This is a genomic window from Streptomyces sp. NPDC032721 (genome assembly GCF_055579625.1).
The window spans coordinates 34,587-54,819 of sequence record NZ_JBVIMX010000012.1 but is presented as its reverse complement, the minus strand read 5'-3'; the positions used below and the strand labels follow the sequence as shown (position 1 = coordinate 54,819).

Here is a 20,233-nt window from a genome sequence, read left to right as displayed (position 1 = left end):
GCGTGCGAAACGCGAACCGGACCAGGCTGTACGGGCCAAGGGAGTGGAGCGGGAGGGCGGGTCAGACGCCGGCGTAGGAGTGCTTGCCGGAGAGGAAGATGTTGACGCCGTAGTAGTTCCACAGCCAGGTCGCGAAGGCGAAGAGGGCCAGGTAGGCGGCCTTGCGGCCCTTCCAGCCCGCCGTCGCGCGGGCGTGCAGGTAGCAGGCGTACGCGATCCAGGTGACGAAGGACCAGACCTCCTTGGGGTCCCAGCCCCAGAAGCGGCCCCAGGCGTCGCCCGCCCAGATGGCGCCCGCGACGATCGTGAACGTCCACAGCGGGAAGACGCCCGCGTTGATGCGGTACGAGAACTTGTCGAGCGTGGCGGCGGCGGGCAGCCGCGAGACCGTGCTGTCCATCAGGCGGCGGAGCGGGACGCGGGCCTTGCGGACCGCCATGACGAAGCCGTTGGCGGCGGGCAGCGATGCCAGGTGCTCCTTGAAGACGTCGGCCGTCTCGCCGAGCTCGGCCCGCACCTCGTACCGGTCGCGCAGCAGGTAGCCGAGGGTGCCGACCGCACCGACGTAGAAGACCGCGCCGCAGAAGATCGCGGTGGAGACGTGGATCCAGAGCCAGTAGGAGTCCAGGGCGGGGACCAGCTGGTCGCTGTCGGTGTAGAGCCACTTGGTGGCGATGCCGAGGTCCAGGAGGACCGTGGTGACCAGGGGCAGGCCGATCCAGCGGACGTTCATCCTGGTGAGGAGGAAGGCGAGGTACGCGCCGACGGCCACCGTGGAGAAGGTGATCGAGAACTCGTACATGTTGCCCCAGGGGGCCCGCTGCACCGACATCGCGCGGGTCGCGACGCCACCGGCCGCGATCAGGAAGCCGAGGGAGGTGAGCGAGATGGCGATGCGGCCGTAGAGGTCGCCCTTCACGGTGCCGCCCGCGGCGCCCTCGCCGTCCTGGGCGTCCCGGGTGCCGGCTGCGGCGCGGGTGACGACCTGCGGCTTGTCGAGGACGGCGGTGGAGCCCTTGGACCGTACGGTCACCGCGGGGGCGGCGGCGGGCCGGGTCAGCGCGGCGGCCGTGCGGCCCACCTTGCTGCGGCTGCCGAAGGTCCATTCCGCGATGTGGGCGAGGAAGGCCAAGGTGTAGACGGCCATCGCGGAGTAGATCAGGACGTTGCTGATCTCCGCCAGGTTCTGGTTCGTTTCGCTTGCTGCGGCGGCTGCGAGGATCACGCGCGCGCTCCTTCGGCAGGGGGTTCGACAGAGGAGGGCGTCGCGGTCGTCGGCGCCTTGGTGTGGAGGTCGCCGGCCAGCGCGGCGAGTTCCTCGGGGAGCCGGCCGGACTCGCTGCGGCCGAGTCCGGCCATCTCGACGACGGTGGTTCCGTCGTCCGCCCGTACGGCACGGATCCAGACGCGGCGGCGCTGGATGAACAGGGAGGCGGCGAGGCCCACGATGGCGGCGACCGCTCCGGCCAGGGCCCACATGTTGCCGGGCTGCTGGGAGACCTGGAAGGTCGCCCACTCCTTGATGTCCTTCTCGAAGGTGACGGAGCCGGCCCCGCCGGGAAGGTCCATCTTCTCGCCGGGCAGCAGCATCTTCGCGAAGGGGCTGCCGTCGGGCTTCTTGAACTGGGTCATCTTGCGGGTGTCGAGCTGGTACACGTTCTGCGGCAGTCCGGCGTCGACGCCGAGGCTGCCGTGGAAGGCGGTCAGCGCGAGCGCCGGGTAGTCCAGCCCGGGGTACTTGGAGAACATGCTGCCCTTGCCGGCACCGCCGAAGGTGGGCACGAAGATGGCGGAGAAGCCGAGCTGGGACTTCTTCCCGTTCTTGTCGCGGTAGCCGTCCATCACCTTGACCGCACCGCTGGAGGTGACGTTCGAGTCGATGGGCAGGAGCGGGGCGGGGCCCTTGAAGACGACCTCGCCGCGCCCGTCGCGGACGGTGATGACCGGGGAGTACCCGTGGCCGATGAGGTGCACCTTGGAGCCGCCGACCGTCAGCGGGGTGTTGACCTCGATGACGCCCTTCTTCGAGGGGCCGTCCGCGCCCTCGGAGTAGGTGATGTGGGCCTCGTAGACGCGGGGGGTGCCGCGCTGCGGGCCCGTCCTCTCGTACGTGCCGACGAACTCGTCCAGCTTGAAGCTGAACGGTTCCAGGTCGTGGTCGCGGTCGAAGAGCGAGCCGGACTTGAAGTCGTCGTACTGGGTGAGGGTGTTGGAGAAGCCGCCGCCCTCGGTGATCAGCTTGCCGCCCTCGGACTTGAAGAGCTGGCCGGTCGCGAAGGCGAGGAGCAGGACGATCAGGGCGATGTGGAAGATCAGGTTCCCGGCTTCGCGGAGGTAGCCCTTCTCGGCGGTGACCGCGTCGCCGGAGGTGTCCGCGCGGAAGCGGCGCTTCTTCATCAGCGCCAGGCCCAGTGCGCGGACCTCTTCGGGGGAGGTGTCCGTGCGCCAGGTCGTGTACGCGGGCATCCGGGTCAGCCGGCCGGGCGCGGCCGGCGGCCTGGCGCGGAGCTGGCCGACGAACTGCCAGGTGCGGGGCACGATGCAGCCGATGAGCGAGATGAACAGCAGGATGTAGATCGCGGAGAACCACACCGAGCTGTAGACGTCGAAGAGCTGCACCTTGTCGTAGAGCGGTGCGAGCGTCTTGTGCGCCTCGAAGAAGTCGGCGACCTTGGTCTCGTCGACGCTGCGCTGCGGGATGAGCGATCCGGGGATCGCGCCGAGCGACAGCATGAACAGCAGGATCAGCGCGACCCGCATCGAGGTGAGCTGCCGCCAGAACCAGCGGGTCCAGCCGACGACGCCGAGGGTGGGCAGGACGGGCGAGGTGTCCTCGCGGTCGTCCTTGGGCGCGGTCGACAGCCGGTCACCGGCTGCCCGTTCGTCGGTACGGGTGGCCCGGTCGTCGGTGTCGGCGGCCCGGCCGGCCGCCTCGTCCGTACCGGCGGCACCCGGTTGTTCGGTCTTGCTCATGGAACTAGATCCCCACCTGGAAGCTGTCGGTCCAGCTTTGCATGCTCTGCAGCACGGAGTCCCAGAGGCCCGTGAGGAGCAGGAGGCCGGTTGCGATCATCATGATGCCGCCGATCCGCATGACCCAGACATAGTGCTTCTTCACCCAGCCGAACGCCCCGAGCGCCCTGCGGAAGGCGACGGCCGCCACGATGAAGGGGATGCCGAGGCCGAGGCAGAAGGCGACCATCAGGACGGTGCCGCGCAGCGGGGCGGCCTCGTTGAACGAGAGCGATCCGATGACCCCGAGCGTCGGGCCCATGCAGGGCGTCCAGCCGATGCCGAAGAGCAGGCCGAGCACCGGCGCCCCGATCAGCCCCGACACCGGCTTCCGGTGGAAGCGGAACTCGCGCTGGGTGATGAAGGGGAAGGCGCCCATGAAGAAGAGACCCATCAGCACCATCAGGACGCCCAGGACGATGTTGGTGACGTCCTTGTAGTTCTGGAGGGTGCCGCCGATGTAGCCGAAGAGCGCGCCGCCCGTGACGAACACCGCACTGAAGCCGAGGACGAAGAGCGCCGCACCCGCGGCCATCCTGCCCTTGCGCTGCTCGGCCAGGTCCGCGCCGCCGGTACCGGTGACGTACGACAGATAGCCGGGGACCAGCGGCAGGACGCACGGCGAGAAGAACGAGACCAGGCCCGCGAGCAGCGCGATCGGCAGCGCCAGCAGCAGCGCGCCGGACTGCACCGTCTCGGTGGTGTCGGCGGCGAGCGGTACGGCGTGCGGCAGGGCGAGAGTGAGGGTGTTCACGCGGTCACTTCTCGGCCATCAGCGGGTCGATCATCTTGCGGAGCTTCTTCTCGCTGAGCGCGGCCAGCGAGCGGCCCGCGACCTTGCCGTCCTTGTCGATGACGATCGTGGAGGGAATGGCCTGCGGGTTGAGGCTGCCCTTGGGGAAGCGCAGCATCAGCTTGCCGTCCGGGTCGTACAGGCTGGGGTATTCGATCCCGGCGTCCTTCTCGAACTGGATCGCCAGGGCCTTCTGGTCGTCCCTGGTGTCGATGCCGACGAATTCGACGCCCTTGCCCTTGAGCTCCTTGGAGACCTTCGCGAAGGTCGGAGCCTCGGCCCGGCAGGGCGGGCACCAGGAGCCCCAGATGTTCAGCACGACGACCTTGCCCTTGAGGGAGGCGACGTCGAAGTCCTTGTCCTGGAGGGTCTTTCCGTCCAGCTTGGGGGCGGCGATCCGGTCGTCCTTGGGGACGGTGTCGATCCGGTCCGTGCCGGCGACGAAGTTGCTGCCGCCGCCCGACGACTTGTTCCCGTCGCCGCCGCAGGCCGACAGGGCGAGGGCGCCGACGAGCACGCCCGAGACCGCGAGAGCGGTACGGGAAGCTCGGCGGGAGGCACGGAACGAGCGGCTGCGGGGGGCGCGGACGGGGCTCATGTGAAAAGTTTCGCATGGCAGTTCCATCGATCTTCGACGCCCCCCTACGTGCCCGCAAAGCCCCTTGTCAAGGGCCCATAAGCGGGCGGTTGGGGCACCAGAGGTCCCCCGGCGCGTGCCTCAGACGGCGCTCTTGAGGTACGTGGCCCAGCCGCCGGCCGGCTTCTGGCCGACCTCCAGCTTGCGCAGCTTGGCGAGGACCTTGGGGTCCTGTACGTCGAGCCAGTCGCAGTACTGCTTGAAGGAGACCAGGCGGACGTCCTTCTTGCCGGCCATGTGCTTGAGCGCTTCCTCGACGGCGTCCATGTAGATGCCGCCGTTCCACTGCTCGAAGTGGTTGCCGATGTAGAAGGGCGCGCGGTTCGTCTCGTGGGCGCGCTGGAACCCCTTGATGTAGGCGCCGGTCGCCTGCTTCTTCCACTCGGGATAGCGCGAGGTCATTCCCTTGGTGGAGTTCTTCGACTGGTTGGCGAGCATGTTGTAGTCCATGGAGAGGACTTCGAAGCCGCGCCCCGGGAAGGGGATCTGCTGGAGCGGGAGGTCCCAGACGCCGCCGCGCTTCACGGGCCACATCTGACGGCCGCCGGGCGAGGAGGCGTCGTAGCGCCAGCCGAGCTTCCTGGCGATGGGCAGCAGGTTGTCCTGGCCCAGCAGGCAGGGGGTGCGGCCGCCGACCAGTTCCTTCTTGTAGTCGAAGGGCAGCGGGTCGAGGTCGCTCCAGCCGGTGTTCGTCTTCCACTCGGTGACGAACTTCATGGCCTGGTCGATCTCGGACTCCCACTGCGCGGGGGTCCACTTGGCGACCGAGCCCGACCCGGCGCAGAAGTGGCCGTTGAAGTGGGTGCCGATCTCGTGGCCTTCGAGCCAGGCCTGACGCACGTACTTCAGCGTCATCTTGACGTGCTCGTCGGTGAGGTAGCCGATGTCGGAGGCGCCGACGCGGTTGTTCGGCGGCTTGTAGAGCTTGGCCTTGGACTCCGGGAGGAGGTAGAGCCCGGAGAGGAAGAAGGTCATCGCCGCGTCGTGTTCCTCGGCGAGCTTCAGGAAGCGGGGGAAGAGGCCGTTGCCGACCTCGCCCGCACCGTCCCAGGAGAACACCACGAACTGCGGAGGGGCTTCGCCGGGCTGGAGCGGCACCGGCTTCGGCGGCTGCTTGGGCTGCTTGCCGGTGTCGGCGGTCGAACCGTCACCGATCGGCTTGGCCTCGGCGGTCGGTGACGGCGTGCCGCCCTTGCCCGGCGAGGTGCCGCCCTGGCCCTTGTCCTGGCCCGAGCCCGCGGTTCCCGCGCTGTCGCCGCTCTTGCAGGCCGCGAGGCCGACCGCTGCCGCGGCTCCCGCACCGAGACCCAGGAGGCCCCGCCGGCTGAGCTGCCTGATGTCGCGCATAACTCCCCATCCGCATTCGTCGCACCGTCGCCCACTCAGATGGACACAGTTTTAGAGGGTGCGACGAACACGGAGGTTCCGGCAAACGGCACATAATTCACTGCGTGTTCGCCGAATCACAGGGCGAGTTAAGTGGTGGTGGTGCCGTGCCCCACCTGTGCACCACTTGTGGATCGGCCCCGTCTTACGTGACGGAGATCACGCGCCGAACGCCTTGTCCTTCCCCTTCACCGGCTTCGCCCCGGCGAGCAGATGCGCCGGTACGAGGTCCCGGGCGGGCTCCGAGTAGCCGACCGAGACGATGCGGTCGCCCTGGTAGGTGAACGTGGTCAGCGAGGCCAGCGTGCACTGCCGCTTGCGCGGGTCGTGCCACAGCCGCCGCCGCTCGACGAAGCTCCGTACGATCCAGATCGGCAGCTGGTGGCTGACGCAGACCGCCTCGTGGCCGCGCGCCGCGTCACGTGCCGCGTTGAGCGCGCCCATCATCCGTACGACCTGCTCGATGTACGGCTCGCCCCAGGACGGGCGGAACGGGTTGGTGAGGTGCTTCCAGTTCTCCGGGCGGCGCAGCGCGCCGTCGCCGACGCCGAAGGTCTTGCCCTCGAAGACGTTGCCCGCCTCGATCAGCGAGGCGTCGGTGGCCAGGTCCAGGCCGTGCGACTTGGCGATCGGGGTGGCGGTCTCCTGGGCGCGCTCCAGCGGGGAGGCGACGACATGGGTGATGTCGCGGCCGTCCAGGTGCTCGGCGACCCGGTCGGCCATCTTCCGGCCGAGGTCGGAGAGGTGGTAGCCGGAGCGGCGGCCGTAGAGGACGCCTTCCGGGTTGTGCACCTCGCCGTGCCGCATCAGATGGACGACGGTCAGTTCCTTGCTGTGGGCGGCGCTCATGCGGTGGCCTCTGCTGCGGCTCGGGCGGCGGCGGGCAGGGCGGCGGCGATGCGCTCGACGGCCTGCGCGTCGTGGGCGGTGGAGACGAACCAGGACTCGAAGGCGGACGGCGGCAGGTAGACGCCGCTGGAGAGCATCGAGTGGAAGAACGCGGTGAAGCGGAACGAGTCCTGCTTGCGCGCGTCGTCGTAGTTCCGCACCTCGTCGGGGGTGAAGAAGACGGAGAACATGTTGCTGGCCGTCTGGAGCCGGTGCGCGACCCCTTCCTTGGTCAGCGCCTCGGTGACCAGCGCCTGGATCTCCTTGGACACCGCGTCGACCTTCGCGTACGCCGCGTCGTCGAGCAGCCGCAGCTGGGCGAGCCCCGCGGCGGTGGCGACGGGGTTACCGGAGAGGGTGCCCGCCTGGTAGACCGGGCCGACCGGAGCGAGGTGCTCCATGACGTCGCGCCGGCCGCCGAAGGCCGCCGCCGGGAAGCCGCCGCCCATGACCTTGCCGAAGGTCATCAGGTCGGGCGCGACACCGTCGACCCCGTACCAACCGGCCTTGCTGGTGCGGAAACCGGTCATCACCTCGTCGGAGATGTAGAGCGCGCCGTGCTCCGCGCAGAGGGCCTTCAGTCCGGCGTTGAAGCCCTCGCCCGGCGGGACGACGCCCATGTTGCCGGGGGACGCCTCGGTGATCACGCAGGCGATCTCGCCGGGGTGCGCGAGGAAGGCGGCGCGGACCGCGTCCAGATCGTTGTACGGCAGGACGATGGTGTCGCCCGCCTGGGCGCCGGTGACGCCCGGAGTGTCCGGCAGTGCGAAGGTCGCGAGGCCGGATCCGGCGGCGGCCAGCAGCGCGTCGACGTGCCCGTGGTAGCAGCCGGCGAACTTGACGACCTTCGCGCGCCCGGTGAATCCACGGGCGAGACGGATGGCCGACATGGTCGCTTCGGTGCCGCTGGACACCAGTCGTACCTGCTCAACGGGGTCGATCCGGGCGACGATCTCCTCGGCGAGCGCGACCTCGCCCTCACCGGGCGTGCCGAAGGACGTGCCGCGGGCGACCGCGTCCTGGACGGCGCCGATCACCTCGGGGTGCGCGTGGCCGAGGATCATCGGCCCCCACGAGCACACGAGGTCGACGTACTCGCGGCCGTCGGCATCGGTGAGGTACGGACCGGTACCGGACACCATGAACCGGGGCGTACCGCCCACGGCCTTGAAGGCCCGTACCGGGGAGTTCACGCCGCCGGGCGTCACAAGGGACGCGCGGTCGAAAAGCGTCTGCGAAACTGGGGCGTCATAGGGGAGGCTCACACAGCAATGGTGTCAGAGGCCCGCCCGTCCTTGCGGACTGGTGTTTCACCGCCCTGGGGCGGGGGAGGTCACTGGGACGGATGCTCGGGTTGCGCGGCGGGGGACGCGTTGCTTGGAATGGCATGGCAAAGGCGCTGACACACAGCACAGTCGGGTGAGAGATATGCATCGCGGTGGCGGACTGGGCGAGCCGGCCGACGATCTGGGTCCCGAGCGGGCCCGGCGCGGACGGCACCGGCGGCGTGAGCGTGCGGTGCGCGCGGACGCCGCCGCGGACTTCGACGCGTCCTTGGATGCGCGCACCGGATCGGGATCGGGTACGGGTACGGGTACGGGAAGCAGGATTGGCCGGGTGGGGGTGACCTACAAGTACTTCGGCGCCCCGAACGGCGCGACGGCCGCCCGCGTGCCGATCTCGATGCGCCCGGAGGAACTGGGCGGCGACGAACTGGGCATGGGCGGCATGTTCACCAAGATCAAGCCGGAGACGATGGCCGCCATGGTCCTCACCGGCATCCAGGGGATACCCCTGCACAAGGTCCCCCCGCTCGAACTGGTCGTCCTGCACCCCGACTACGCCGTGGTGAAGCTCCCCATGACGGTCGTCGACCCGCTGCGCGGCATCGGCGAGGAAGCGGTCGGCGCAGCCGCCTTCATCTGGTCCACGGTCCCCGACCGCGGCGGCCCCAGCGACGCGTTCAACGTCTACCGACTGCTCCACGAATGGCAGGACTTCAGCCACCGCCTGCACGAGGCGGGACACCAGGCCTACTGTCTGGTCTGGCCCTGACGGACCCCTTCGGACCGCCCTGCCCCACGGCCCCCGGGTCCCTCAGGAACCCCCGTATATACCTGCCGATCATGGGGATTTCACGCCATTCTCAGCTCCGCGGAATGCCGATTGTCAGTGGCAGCACCTAGGGTTGTTCCCATGTCCTCCACTACTCCTACGCCTCACCCCCCTGGTTCCGTCCGCCCCGCAGCAGTCGTCAACGCCGAGATCCGCGCGCTCTGGTCGCGCACGGACGGCGCACTGTCGGCGGCCGACGAGGCGCGGTACCAGGAACTGCTGGTGGAGTGGGCGGCAGCGGTCCGGGCTGGACTGGTGACCGCCGCCTAGTTTGCCCGCTCCTGGTGGAGTGGAAGGGGCTCCTGCGGGCAGGGTGGGGTACGGCCGCTCAGGCCCCGGGCGGCCAAGAGGGCGCGGCCCGGCCGTGCTTCCCTGCCAGGAGCTCCCGACGTGTCCCTGCCCCGCGTTTCCCTTTCCCGCGTACCCCTGCCCCGCAGCGGCCTGCGCCGTCTGCGCCGTGCGGTGCGCCGGGTCACCCGGCCCTCGGTCGATCTCAGCCATCCCGCCCGGTCCCCGCTGGGCAGCGCCGTCGAGAACTGCGTGGTCTTCGAGGAGGGCGTACGGCGGGCCAGGGACTGTTCGGCGGCCGAGGCGCTGGCCCGGGTCCGCAAGGGCGACGACCGGTCCTTCCTGTGGATCGGGCTGCACGAGCCGGAGCAGGCCGAATTCGACGAACTGGCGGAGCTGTTCGGCCTGCACCCGCTGACCGTCGCCCACGCGGCGGGCCCGCACCGCCGCCCCCGCCTGATGCGGTACGACGACACCCTCTTCGCCGTCTTCAGGACCGTGCGCTACGTGGAGCACGAGGAGCTGACCGCGACGAGCGAGATCGTGGACACGGGCGAGCTGGTGGTGTTCACCGGACCCGACTTCGTGATCACCGTACGGAACGGGAAAACCGGCTCCCTCGGGCCGATCCGCGAGGCCCTGGAGGACGAGCCCGAGCAGCTGGCACTGGGGCCCGCCGCCGTGCTGCACGCCATCGCCGACCACGTCGTCGACGAGTACGAGGCGGTGGCCGACGCCGTGCAGGACGACATCGACACCGTCGAGAGTGCCGTGTTCAGCGCGGACGCGGGACGCGTCGACCCCGGGCGGATCTACCAGCTCAAGCGCGAACTGGTCGAGCTGCGCCGGGCGGTGGCCCCGCTGGAACGGCCGCTGCTGGCACTCGCCGATCCGGTGCGGCCGATGCCGCCCGTGACGCCGGAGCTCCAGCCGTACTTCCGCAACGTCTCCGACCACCTCGCCCGCACCGTCGAGCAGATCAGCTCCTACGACGGGCTCCTCGACTCGATACTCCAGGCCCATCTGGCCCAGGTGACGGTCGCGCAGAACGAGGACATGCGGAAGATCACCGCGTGGGCGGCGATCATCGCCGTGCCGACGATGGGGTGCGGGGTCTGGGGGATGAACTTCGACTTCATGCCCGAGACCCGCTGGACCTTCGGGTATCCGCTGGCCATCACGGTGATGGTGATCGCCTGCTTTGCCGTGCACCGGAGTTTCCGGCGCAACGGGTGGCTCTGAGGGAATCAGCGTGCCGGACCCGCCGGCACGCTCTTCATGAAGTGGAACGCCGCGATCTCCATCTTCTCCCGCAGGTAGAACTGGTGCGCCCGGGTGCGCTGCGTCCCCGAGTCGAGCACGAACTCCTTGCAGCCACACTCCCGCGCCCGCTCCTGGAGGTAGCCGAGCAGATGCGACCCGACCCCCGTGGAGCGGGCCGCTTCCGCCGTCACCAGGTCGTCGACGTACAGCATCCGCAGCGTGCTGGTGTTGGCGACCACCCGCCACCCGGCCGCCCCGACGCAGACACCCGCGTCGTCGTACGTCGCGGAGAAGCGGAGCCCGGCCGGATGGCCCTCCTCGTACACCCCGGTGAAGGACTCCTCGGTGAGGTGCGGGCGCAGCTCCCTCAGGACGGGCAGCAGGTCGGACAGCAGACGGGGGTCGCCGGGAGCGAGATCGATGGTCTTCATGGCCGCAGCGTAGATCACCCGAAGACGGCGCCCGCGCACGGCAGTTCGGAAACTCCCGTGCCCCGGACCTGCCCCGATGGCATCCTGACGACGTGAACGGACCGGAGATCCAGCTGAGTTTCGCCCCCGAACTGCACCTCTTCCTCGCCCCCGACCGGCGCGCGGGCCGCACCGCCACGGTCACCGACGGGGCATCCACCCTCGGCCACGTCGTCGAGTCGCTGGGCGTCCCGCTCACCGAGGCGGGCGAGCTGTACGTGGACGGAAGGCCCGCCGCACCCTCGCACGTACCGGCGGCGGGCGAACGCATCGAGGTACGGCCGCACGCCCGCCCGCAGTCCGTGCCCGGAGCACCGCTGCGCTTCCTCCTCGACGTACACCTCGGCACGCTGGCCCGCCGGATGCGGCTGCTCGGCGTCGACACGGCGTACTTCAGCGAGGACATCGGCGACCCGGCCCTCGCCACCCACTCCGCCCGCGAGCAGCGCGTCCTGCTCTCCCGCGACCGGGGCCTGCTGCGCCGCCGCGAACTGTGGGCGGGCGCCTTCGTCTACAGCGACCAGCCGGACGCCCAACTCCGCGACGTACTGGGCAGGTTCGCCCCCGCCCTGCACCCGTGGACGCGCTGCACCGCATGCAACGGCCCCCTGAAGGAGGCCACCAAGGAGTCGGTGGCCGGCCTCCTGGCCCCCGGCACCGAGCGCACCCACGACGTCTTCGCCCAGTGCACCGACTGCGACCGCCCCTACTGGCGCGGCGCCCACCACACGAGGCTGGCGGAAGTGGTGGACGCGGCGGTCGCGGAATTCGGCTGAGCCGTACAGGTACCGCGATTCCGGGTGTGTGGGGCACGCCGATAGGGGAGGGTGCCGTCATGCCGACCTCCAAGGACACCACCGACGTGATCGTCGTCGGCGCAGGCCCCACCGGACTTCTGCTCGCCGGTGACCTCGCCGCCGCAGGCCTGAGCGTGACGCTCGTCGAGCGCCGCGCCCACACCGCCGGCAACCTCACCCGCGCCTTCGCCGTGCACGCCCGCACCCTCGAAGTGCTCGACGCCCGAGGCCTCGCCGACGAGCTCCTGAAGACCGGGCGCACCCTCACCCGCCTCAACATGTTCGGCAACCTCTCGCTGGACCTGTCGCGGCTGCGCTCCCGCTTCCCGCTCGTCCTGATCACGCCGCAGTACGAGGTCGAACGCCTGCTGGAGCGCCGGGCGCGGGCCGCCGGGGTCGAGTTCCGCTACGACACCGAACTGGTCGCACTCACCCCCCGCACGACCTCGGTCACCGTCCAACTCCGCTCCAAGGAGGGCGAGTTCAGCAACCTGGACACCCCCTACCTGGTCGGCACCGACGGAGTCCACAGCACGGTGCGCAGCGCGCTCGGGCTGCCCTTCCCCGGCGAGTCCGTCATCAAGTCGATCGTCCTCGCCGACGTACGCCTCGAAGACGAACCCGACTCCGTCCTCACCATCGGCGGCCAGAACGACGCCTTCACCTTCATGGTCCCGTTCGGCGACGGCTACTACCGGGTGATGGGCTGGGACCGCAACCACGAGGTCCCCGAGTCCGAACCGCTCGGCCTCGACGAGGTCCGGCACATCGCCCGCACCGCCCTCGGCAACGACTTCGGCATGCACGACCCCCGCTTCCTCTCCCGCTTCCACAGCGACGAACGCCAGGTCCCCGCCTACCGCACCGGCCGCGTCTTCCTCGCCGGGGACGCCGCGCACGTGCACTCCCCGGCCGGCGGCCAGGGCATGAACACCGGCCTCCAGGACGCCGCCAACCTCTCCTGGAAACTGGCCGCCGTACTGCGCGGCCGGAGCGAGGACACCCTCCTCGACACGTACCACGACGAACGCCACCCGGTCGGCACCATGGTGCTGCGCTCCAGCGGCGCCCTGATCCGCATCGCCATGGCACACACCCCGCTCCAGCGCACCGGCCGCGCGCTCGCCACCCGCCTCTTCAACCACCTGCGCCCCGTCACCTCGCGGGCGATGGGCATGATCTCCGGCATCGGCATCTCGTACGGCTCCCCGCGCGGCGCCCACTCGCTCGTCGGCCGCCGCGTCCCCGACCTGGCACTGGCCGAGGGCAGGCTGTACGAACTCCTCCGCAAGGGCGAGTACGTCCTGGTCGCCGCCGCCGACGGCCCGGTCCCGCTCGACATCCCGCCGCACACGGTCAGGGCGCACTGGGCCCGCCGGTCCTCCCTGCTGATCAGGCCGGACGGGTACGTGGCGTGGGCGAGCGACCCGGCCTGACCGGCCCGGTCTAGAAGTAATAGGTGTCACCGGTGGCGGGTGCCAGCACCCGCTGCCGGTCGTTGCCGGGGTTCAGGTCCCGCGTCACCGGCCGCACCTCGCCCGCCCCCTCCCCCATCCGCACCGTCCGCACCTCGACCACCACTTCCGGGGGCAGCTCCCCCGTCACCCGCAGCTCGAAGTCCAGCGGCCGCCCGCCCGCCGCCCCGGCGCGCAGCTCCCCCGTCTCGCACACCAGCACCGCGGCCCCGACCCGCGCGCACGCCCGGGGGAACTTCCCCTCGACCGGAGCCGAGAACGACACCCGTACCGCCGCCGCGTCCAGACTCCCGGGGCCGTGGTTCCAGGTACGCAGCCGCAGCGCGAGCCGGCCGTCCTCCTCGTACACGACCGTCCCGTGGTGCCCGAGATCCGCCTCCCGCTCCTCGGCGACGGCCACCCCGGACGAAACGACGCCCACCACCGCCGCGGCAACGACGACGAACCCACCCGACCTGCGCGACAACCTGCGCGACATGAATGACACGAATGACATGAATGACATGAAGCGTGATCTACCCGCTCAGCCGGTCAACCGCTCCCCGTAGCCCCCGCATGCCACCCTTATGCGCATGCCCGTACCCCGCTCAGCAGCCCTTTTCCTCCTCGCCGCGCTCTTCGAGATCGGCGGCGCATGGCTCGTCTGGCAGGGCGTACGCGAACACAAGGGCTGGATCTGGATCGGCGCGGGCGTCGTCGCCCTCGGCCTCTACGGCTTCGTCGCCACCCTCCAGCCCGACGGCAACTTCGGCCGGATCCTCGCCGCGTACGGCGGCGTCTTCGTGGCCGGGTCGATCCTCTGGGGCATGGTCGCCGACGGCTACCGGCCCGACCGCTGGGACATCGCGGGAGCGCTGGTGTGCCTGGCGGGTATGGCCTTGATCATGTACGCCCCACGAGGCCACTGACCGCGCCTATCCTCGTACGCACATCACCGCACACCACCGCACACCCTTCGTACGCACGAGGAGCAGCCCGCATGCCCAGCGCCCCCATCGCCGTCGTCACCGGAGCGAGCAGCGGAATCGGCGCGGCCACGGCCCGGCAGCTCGCCGCCAACGGCTACCGCGTCGTCCTCACCGCCCGCCGCAAGGACCGCATCGAAGCCCTCGCCGAGGAACTCACGGCAGCGGGCCACCAGGCCGTGCCCTACCCCCTCGACGTCACGGACCGCGCGGCCGTCGACGAGTTCGCGACCGCCTTCCGCACCATCGCCGTCCTCGTGAACAACGCGGGCGGCGCACTCGGCGCCGACCCGATCGCCACGGCGGACCCCGCCGACTGGCGCCAGATGTACGAGACGAACGTCCTCGGCACCCTCAACCTCACCCAGGCCCTCCTCCCCGCCCTGACGGCCTCCGGCGACGGCACGGTCGTAGTCGTCTCCTCCACGGCGGGCCACGGCACGTACGAAGGCGGCGGCGGCTACGTAGCGGCCAAGCACGGCAGCCACGTCCTCGCCGAAACGCTCCGCCTCGAAATCGTCGGCACCCCGGTCCGCGTGATCGAGGTCGCCCCCGGCATGGTCAAGACCGACGAATTCGCCACCACCCGCTTCCGGGGCGACACCGAGAAGGCGGCGAAGGTGTACGCGGGCGTGGACGCCCCCCTCTCCGCCGACGACGTCGCGGAGACCATCACCTGGGCCGTCACCCGCCCCAGCCACGTCAACATCGACCTACTGGTGGTCCGCCCCCGCGCCCAGGCCTCCAACACCAAGGTCCACCGCGAGCTGTAACAGCACTGGGCATCCGCGCCACTCCATGGGAGAAGGCACGGATGCCCGCCCTCTCCTCACCCCACCCAGTGCCCCGGCCGTGCCAACGCATCCGGAATCCTGGTCCCCGCATCCCCCCTGGCCGCACCCACCTGCGTCTGCGTCAGGAACAACGTCTCGCTCAGATCCGCCCCACGCACATCCGCGTCCCGGAAGTCCGCCCCGATCACATCGGCCCCACGGAGATCCGCCCCGCTCAGATCCGCCGCGATCACGTAGGCGCCGCGCAGGTTGACGCCCCGCAGATCGGCCCCGGCCCGCCGGGCGCCCATCAGATCGGCACCCCGTAGATCCGTCTTCCGCTTCTTCCCGTTCTTCTTCCTCGGCACGGCGGCCGCCCACTCCCCCCGGACCAGCTCACTCACCCGCACCAGCAGCCCGTTCACCCGCTGCCGCTCGCCCTCCACGTCGAACGCGATGAGCTCCTCGGCGCTCCCCCGGGTCACGGCCTCGATCTCCCCCCGCACCTTCCGCAACTCCCGGTGCACCGGCCGCGCCACCTCCCGCGCCAGCCCGTCCGCCACGTACCAGAGCAGCTCGTGCAACTGCTTCATCACCGGCAACAGAGCGAACATCAGCTCCGAACTCCCGGGCTCCTCACGCCAGTCGACCCCGGCGAAGGTCACCTGCGACACCTTCTGCCCTGCCCCGAAACAGTCGTACACGGTGCACCCGGAGAACCCCTGGCCCCGCAACCGCGAGTGAATCCCGCACCCGAAGTCCGCCCCCAGATTCGGACAGGGCTTCCCGGCGGGCTTGTCGATCGCGAAGTCCGACGACTTGTTCAAGGTCAACGCCACACAGCACAACCCAAAACAGCTCCCGCAGTCGGAGCGCAGGTCGGACGTCATCTCGGGCATGGGTCGAGCTCCACTGGTCACGGCAATACGGCGATACGGACAAACCTCGGGAACCTTAACCGGACCGCCCGCCCATGCACTCGTACGGGTGAACACCCCTGATCACCCACGCGACCCCCGAAACCGCGTCCTACGCTCGCCGCACAACCACACACAGAACGGCCCCCGACAGGGACGGCAATCCCGGCCGAGGGCCTCACCACAAGGAAGAGAGACCTTCCCGATGGCTGAACACGACCCTAGCGTCCCGGCGCTCTTCGACCTCAGCGCCCTCACGCCCGAGTCCCCGGTGTCCTTCATGGATCTCGAAGTCCCTCACTACGCCTACATGTTCGGCTTCTTGCAGGCCGATGGCCACCTGGCCCAGGGAACCGGTCAGAAGGGCCGGCTGACGGCCGAGATCAACGTCCGGGACATCGCCCTGCTGCGCGAGTTCCAGCGCTTGACCCCGTACAACAGCAGCATCACCGAGCGGGTCAGGGCAACGAACTTCTCCGCCTCCCACCACTCGGTGACCTGGACGCTGTGCGCGCTCGAAGCACGCACCACTCTCCACCGGCTCGGCCTCCCGTACGGGAAGAAGTCGAAGAAGATCGCGCCGCCCCGTCACGAGTTCTCGCTCGTACGCGTGGAGGCTCACCGGCGCGATCCGGCACATCAAGCGCAACACCCGGGACGGCATCTACAACATCGTGTTCACGAAGGAGCAAGCTCTGAAACTGGCTGCGGACCTCTACTACCCGGGCTGCCTCGCCCTTGAGCGCAAACAGAACGCGGCGGATTCGCTGGCGGCCTGGACGCGGCCCGCAGGAATGAAAGTGGTCAGCCAGCGCCGCTGGCGGGCAGACGAGGACCGTACGCTGCTGGCGCTGGGCAACGCCGAGAGCGCCGCAGTACAGCTGAACCGGACCAAGGCCAGTTGCTCGCTCCGCCTGTGGCGTCTGCGTACGGGGCGAGTCGCGCCGCCCGGGGACGACCCGTTCGGCGTCTGACCGGCGGTCCCGGCACAACGGCCGGGTGCCGGTGCGCAGATCCCTCCGCGCACCGGCACCCGTTCCCCTCACCTGCTCAACCCTTGATGCAGATGACCTGCTTGATCTTCGCGACGACCTCGACCAGGTCCCGCTGCTGCGCCATCACCTGGTCGATCGGCTTGTACGCGGCCGGAATCTCGTCCAGTACGCCGGAGTCCTTGCGGCACTCCACACCCCGCGTCTGGTCCTCCAGGTCCTTGACCGTGAAGCGGCGCTTGGCCGCGCTCCGGCTCATCCGCCGACCGGCACCGTGCGAGGCGGAGTTGAAGGCCTTCTCGTTGCCGAGACCCTTCACGATGTACGAGTTGGTGCCCATCGAGCCGGGGATGATGCCGTACTCGCCGGAGCCGGCCCGGATCGCACCCTTCCGCGTGACGAGCAGATCCATGCCCTCGTACCGTTCCTCGCTGACGTAGTTGTGGTGACAGCTGACCTCCTGCTCGAAGGTCACCTTCGCCTTCTTGAACTCCCGGCGCACCACGTCCTTGACCAGGCCCATCATGATCGCCCGGTTGTACTTGGCGTACTCCTGCGCCCAGTAGAGGTCGTTGCGGTACGCCGCCATCTGCGGGGTGTCCGAGACGAACACCGCCAGATCCCGGTCGACGATCCCCTGGTTGTGCGGCAGCCTCTGGGCGATCCCGATGTGATGCTCGGCAAGCTCCTTGCCGATGTTGCGGGAACCGGAATGAAGCATGAGCCAGACAGAACCGGTCTCATCCAGACAGACCTCGATCAGATGATTTCCCCCGCCGAGCGTTCCCATCTGCTTTGCGGCACGTTCCTGGCGGAACTTGACCGCCTCGGCCACTCCGTCGAACCGCCCCCAGAAGTCGTCCCAGCCCGCCGTCGCGAACCCGTGCATCCGGCCCGGGTCGACCGGGTCGTCGTGCATTCCGCGGCCCACCGGGATCGCCTGCTCGATCTTCGAGCGGAGGCGGGAGAGGTCGCCCGGGAGGTCGTTCGCGGTGAGGGAGGTCTTGACCGCCGACATGCCGCAGCCGATGTCCACGCCGACCGCCGCCGGGCAGACCGCGCCCTGCATGGCGATCACCGAGCCGACCGTGGCGCCCTTGCCGTAGTGGACGTCCGGCATGACGGCCAGGCCCTTGATCCAGGGGAGGGTGGCGACATTGCGGAGCTGCTGCATCGCGCCGTCCTCGACCGCCGCGGGGTCGGCCCACATCCGGATCGGCACCTTGGCGCCCGGTACCTCTACGTATGACATGGTCCCTCGATTCCCCCGAGTCGATCCCCCGAGATGACATGAAGCATGAGAAAGCGCGCAAAGCGCAAAAAAGGTGGGGAATCGTCGCGAAAGGGATAGCGGACCGGCATCCACACCAGGACGTGCGATACACATTGTGGGCATCGGCCGCCTCCGGACGGCAAACACTTTTCCCACAGACAGCTGACCGAAGGGGGCCCCGGACCGTGCCACGACAGGCGGGCGTCAAGGCAGGCGCCAAGGCTTACGCGAGGGCCTCCGTGCCGGGCATCGCGCTTCTCGCGGCCCTCGCCGCAGGCGCTGCCGGGTGCTCCGGCGGGACTGCGGGCGACGAGAGCACCGCCGACTCCAAGCCCGGCGAGAGCGCGGCCCCGGCCGCCCAGCCGGGCAAGTACCGCACGCTTCCCGAAGCCTGCCGGAGCGTCGACCGCGCCCAGCTGAAGGCCATGCTGCCGGGGGCCGCCGCACTGCCCGAGGAGCAGCAGAAGAAGCTCTACGCGGGCGAGCCCGCGGTGACGTACGACACGGACCGCCGGGTCGGCTGCCGCTGGAAGGTGGAGTCGCCGGACAGCGCGCACCAGCTCGTCGTCGACTTCGAGCGGGTCGTGTCGTACGACACCGCCGTGAGCGACGACGACCGTGCCCAGACCGTGTACGCGAAGCTGCGGGACGCGGCCGATCTGCCGGCGCCGCGCGCCACCACGCCGGTGCCCCCGACGGCGTCGGCGGAGGCGGATGCGGATGCCGGTGCCGGTCCCGGTGCCAAGCCCTCCGCGACGGCCGGGCAGACCGGGCCGAGCGCTCCGGCCACCCCGCCCGCCGCCGGGTCCCCTTCCGGTTCCGCTTCTGGTTCCCCTTCCGGTACGCCCGCCGCCCCGGACCCCGGAGAGCTCCAGCCGCGTACCCTCGACGGCCTCGGCGACGACGCGTTCCTGGACGACGTGCTGACCAAGGCCGGGACGGCGTCGGCGCGGGACCGGACCGTTTCGGTCGTCTTCCGTACGTCCAACGTGATCGTGAGCATCAAGTACGGCGAGCAGCCGGGCCGCACCGACCAGGTTCCCGACAGCAAGACGCTTCAGGACCGGGTACAGGGGCTGGCCCGTAAACTCGCCGAGCAGTTCTCCAGCAGCGAGTGACCCGACGGCCACCCCCACAGTGAGCGGCATCGAACGCACGACAAGCACCGCACATCGACGCAACAGCGAAGGAACCACAGGAACCATGTACCGAAAAGCCCCCCGTATCGCCCGCATACTGACCTGCGCAGTCGCCCTTCCGGCGCTGTTCGTCGTGGCCGGCTGTTCGTCGGACTCCGGTTCCGGTTCGTCTTCCGGTTCGTCTTCCGGTTCCGACGGCGGTACGAAGCAGGAGCAGGGCGCGGGCGAGAAGCAGAGCCCCTCGGCGGCGCCGACCGTGGAGCCCGCGAAGTTCGCGAAGCTGCCCGAGGCGTGCAAGGCGCTCTCCAAGGACACCATCGGCGAGCTCGTGCCGAAGGCCGAGAAGGCGGAGGGCGAGGCGGACAAGTCGTCGGACCCGGAAACCCGTCGCGGCTGCTCGTGGAAGGGCCTGGACGACAAGGGCCTGAAGGGTTCGCAGTACCACTACCTGACGTACGCCCTCCAGCGCTTCGAGGCGAACCCGGGCATGGAGAGCGCCGAGAAGCGCGCCGAGGAGCAGGTCGCCAAGCAGGTCAACAAGGTGCAGGGCAAGGACGGCGCCAAGGACGTCCGGGCCAACCCGGTGAGCGGCATCGGCGACCAGGCGTCGACCGTGACCTACGGCGCCCGTGAGGGCGGCACGGACTTCCAGCACGCGGTCGTGGTGACCCGTACCGGCAACGTCGTGATCACCCTCGACTACAACGGCTCGGGCTACTCGGGCGCGAAGGCCCCGTCCTCGGCGGACCTGATGAAGGGTGCGCAGAAGGCGGCGAAGGAGGTCGTGGCGTCGATCGCCACGGCGAACAAGTAGGGGACAGGTAGTCAGGTGCCTTGACCGGCGCGGCAGTCGGCGCGGTAGTCGCTGCCGGTGTCGGTGTCGGTGTCGCAGTCAACGACTTGACTACAACTGGGCCCGCTTTGGGTGCTTTCACGGGGGTTCGGTCCTTTTTCGGAGGGCCGGGCCCCCGTTGGTATGTGCCAGGCTGTGCCCGCCGGGCCGTGGGTGAAAACCCCGGAGCCGGACCGAGTTCGGACGTACGGGAGGGG

Annotated in this window: 22 protein-coding genes; 11 read left to right on the top strand and 11 right to left on the bottom strand. The window is 69.8% G+C overall.

The window, feature by feature from the left end:
* Window positions 1-61: 61 nt before the first annotated feature.
* From ccsB to hemL, 7 genes are all read right to left on the bottom strand, one after another.
* Window positions 62-1,225, bottom strand: a complete 1,164-nt coding sequence (gene ccsB / locus ACZ5PB_RS24835; protein WP_468693947.1) for a c-type cytochrome biogenesis protein CcsB — start codon at window positions 1,223-1,225, stop codon at window positions 62-64.
* A complete protein-coding gene (gene resB, locus ACZ5PB_RS24830) occupies window positions 1,222-2,973 on the bottom strand; it encodes a cytochrome c biogenesis protein ResB (RefSeq protein ID WP_468693946.1) in 1,752 nt (583 codons plus the stop codon). Before resB ends, ccsB begins: the two co-directional genes overlap by 4 nt.
* Window positions 2,974-2,977: 4 nt before the next feature.
* Complete coding sequence (locus tag ACZ5PB_RS24825) at window positions 2,978-3,766, bottom strand: cytochrome c biogenesis CcdA family protein (protein ID WP_468693945.1); 789 nt, start codon at window positions 3,764-3,766, stop codon at window positions 2,978-2,980.
* A 4-nt stretch (window positions 3,767-3,770) separates the two neighbouring features.
* A complete protein-coding gene (locus ACZ5PB_RS24820) occupies window positions 3,771-4,403 on the bottom strand; it encodes a TlpA family protein disulfide reductase (protein ID WP_468693944.1) in 633 nt (210 codons plus the stop codon).
* A 120-nt stretch (window positions 4,404-4,523) separates the two neighbouring features.
* Window positions 4,524-5,780: a polysaccharide deacetylase family protein gene (locus tag ACZ5PB_RS24815; protein ID WP_468694152.1), complete on the bottom strand. Its 1,257-nt coding sequence runs from the start codon at window positions 5,778-5,780 to the stop codon at window positions 4,524-4,526.
* A 207-nt stretch (window positions 5,781-5,987) separates the two neighbouring features.
* The gene (locus tag ACZ5PB_RS24810) at window positions 5,988-6,677 is read right to left on the bottom strand and encodes a histidine phosphatase family protein (protein ID WP_468693943.1); all 690 of its coding nucleotides are present in this window, start codon (window positions 6,675-6,677) and stop codon (window positions 5,988-5,990) included.
* Window positions 6,674-7,981, bottom strand: a complete 1,308-nt coding sequence (gene hemL / locus ACZ5PB_RS24805; RefSeq protein WP_468693942.1) for a glutamate-1-semialdehyde 2,1-aminomutase — start codon at window positions 7,979-7,981, stop codon at window positions 6,674-6,676. Before hemL ends, ACZ5PB_RS24810 begins: the two co-directional genes overlap by 4 nt.
* Window positions 7,982-8,144: 163 nt before the next feature.
* On the opposite strand from hemL, the gene ACZ5PB_RS24800 reads away from it, so the two are divergent.
* The 3 genes from ACZ5PB_RS24800 to ACZ5PB_RS24790 all read left to right on the top strand — a co-directional run bounded on the left by ACZ5PB_RS24800 (window position 8,145) and on the right by ACZ5PB_RS24790 (window position 10,361).
* Entirely contained in the window at window positions 8,145-8,771 is a 627-nt protein-coding gene (locus ACZ5PB_RS24800) for a hypothetical protein (protein WP_468694151.1), read from the top strand.
* A 141-nt stretch (window positions 8,772-8,912) separates the two neighbouring features.
* Window positions 8,913-9,101: a hypothetical protein gene (locus ACZ5PB_RS24795; RefSeq protein WP_468693941.1), complete on the top strand. Its 189-nt coding sequence runs from the start codon at window positions 8,913-8,915 to the stop codon at window positions 9,099-9,101.
* Window positions 9,102-9,221: 120 nt separating this feature from the next.
* On the top strand, window positions 9,222-10,361 hold the full coding sequence (locus ACZ5PB_RS24790; RefSeq protein WP_468693940.1) for a magnesium and cobalt transport protein CorA: 1,140 nt from the start codon (window positions 9,222-9,224) through the stop codon (window positions 10,359-10,361).
* 5 nt (window positions 10,362-10,366) lie between these two features.
* On the opposite strand, the gene ACZ5PB_RS24785 is transcribed toward ACZ5PB_RS24790, so the two are convergent.
* Complete coding sequence (locus ACZ5PB_RS24785) at window positions 10,367-10,813, bottom strand: GNAT family N-acetyltransferase (RefSeq protein ID WP_468693939.1); 447 nt, start codon at window positions 10,811-10,813, stop codon at window positions 10,367-10,369.
* Window positions 10,814-10,905: 92 nt separating this feature from the next.
* Here ACZ5PB_RS24785 and ACZ5PB_RS24780 point away from each other — a divergent pair, with 92 nt between their 5' ends.
* Both ACZ5PB_RS24780 and ACZ5PB_RS24775 read left to right on the top strand, forming a co-directional pair.
* Window positions 10,906-11,628 carry a Mut7-C RNAse domain-containing protein gene (locus ACZ5PB_RS24780; protein ID WP_468693938.1) on the top strand — a complete coding sequence of 241 codons (723 nt, stop codon included), beginning with the start codon at window positions 10,906-10,908 and terminating at the stop codon, window positions 11,626-11,628.
* Window positions 11,629-11,687: 59 nt separating this feature from the next.
* Entirely contained in the window at window positions 11,688-13,085 is a 1,398-nt protein-coding gene (locus ACZ5PB_RS24775) for an FAD-dependent oxidoreductase (RefSeq protein ID WP_468693937.1), read from the top strand.
* A gap of 10 nt (window positions 13,086-13,095) precedes the next feature.
* On the opposite strand, the gene ACZ5PB_RS24770 is transcribed toward ACZ5PB_RS24775, so the two are convergent.
* On the bottom strand, window positions 13,096-13,620 hold the full coding sequence (locus tag ACZ5PB_RS24770) for a hypothetical protein (RefSeq protein WP_468693936.1): 525 nt from the start codon (window positions 13,618-13,620) through the stop codon (window positions 13,096-13,098).
* A gap of 76 nt (window positions 13,621-13,696) precedes the next feature.
* Between ACZ5PB_RS24770 and ACZ5PB_RS24765 the strand changes: the two genes are divergently transcribed.
* Window positions 13,697-14,032 (top strand): YnfA family protein, encoded by a 336-nt coding sequence (locus ACZ5PB_RS24765; protein WP_468693935.1) that lies wholly within the window; start codon window positions 13,697-13,699, stop codon window positions 14,030-14,032.
* Window positions 14,033-14,103: 71 nt separating this feature from the next.
* On the top strand, window positions 14,104-14,862 hold the full coding sequence (locus ACZ5PB_RS24760) for an SDR family NAD(P)-dependent oxidoreductase (protein ID WP_468693934.1): 759 nt from the start codon (window positions 14,104-14,106) through the stop codon (window positions 14,860-14,862).
* Window positions 14,863-14,918: 56 nt separating this feature from the next.
* Here ACZ5PB_RS24760 and ACZ5PB_RS24755 read toward each other — a convergent pair whose 3' ends face one another.
* Window positions 14,919-15,761 (bottom strand): pentapeptide repeat-containing protein, encoded by an 843-nt coding sequence (locus ACZ5PB_RS24755; protein ID WP_468693933.1) that lies wholly within the window; start codon window positions 15,759-15,761, stop codon window positions 14,919-14,921.
* Window positions 15,762-15,984: 223 nt separating this feature from the next.
* On the opposite strand from ACZ5PB_RS24755, the gene ACZ5PB_RS24750 reads away from it, so the two are divergent.
* Window positions 15,985-16,521, top strand: coding sequence for a hypothetical protein (locus ACZ5PB_RS24750; protein WP_468693932.1), 537 nt, complete (start codon window positions 15,985-15,987; stop codon window positions 16,519-16,521).
* A 58-nt stretch (window positions 16,522-16,579) separates the two neighbouring features.
* On the top strand, window positions 16,580-16,753 hold the full coding sequence (locus ACZ5PB_RS24745; RefSeq protein ID WP_468693931.1) for a hypothetical protein: 174 nt from the start codon (window positions 16,580-16,582) through the stop codon (window positions 16,751-16,753).
* A 76-nt stretch (window positions 16,754-16,829) separates the two neighbouring features.
* Here the strand turns inward: ACZ5PB_RS24745 and ACZ5PB_RS24740 are convergent, their stop codons facing one another.
* Window positions 16,830-18,023, bottom strand: coding sequence for an RtcB family protein (locus ACZ5PB_RS24740; RefSeq protein ID WP_468693930.1), 1,194 nt, complete (start codon window positions 18,021-18,023; stop codon window positions 16,830-16,832).
* Window positions 18,024-18,229: 206 nt separating this feature from the next.
* On the opposite strand from ACZ5PB_RS24740, the gene ACZ5PB_RS24735 reads away from it, so the two are divergent.
* Window positions 18,230-19,162, top strand: coding sequence for a DUF3558 domain-containing protein (locus tag ACZ5PB_RS24735; protein WP_468693929.1), 933 nt, complete (start codon window positions 18,230-18,232; stop codon window positions 19,160-19,162).
* Window positions 19,163-19,247: 85 nt separating this feature from the next.
* Complete coding sequence (locus ACZ5PB_RS24730; RefSeq protein WP_468693928.1) at window positions 19,248-19,997, top strand: DUF3558 domain-containing protein; 750 nt, start codon at window positions 19,248-19,250, stop codon at window positions 19,995-19,997.
* Window positions 19,998-20,233 lie beyond the last annotated feature (236 nt).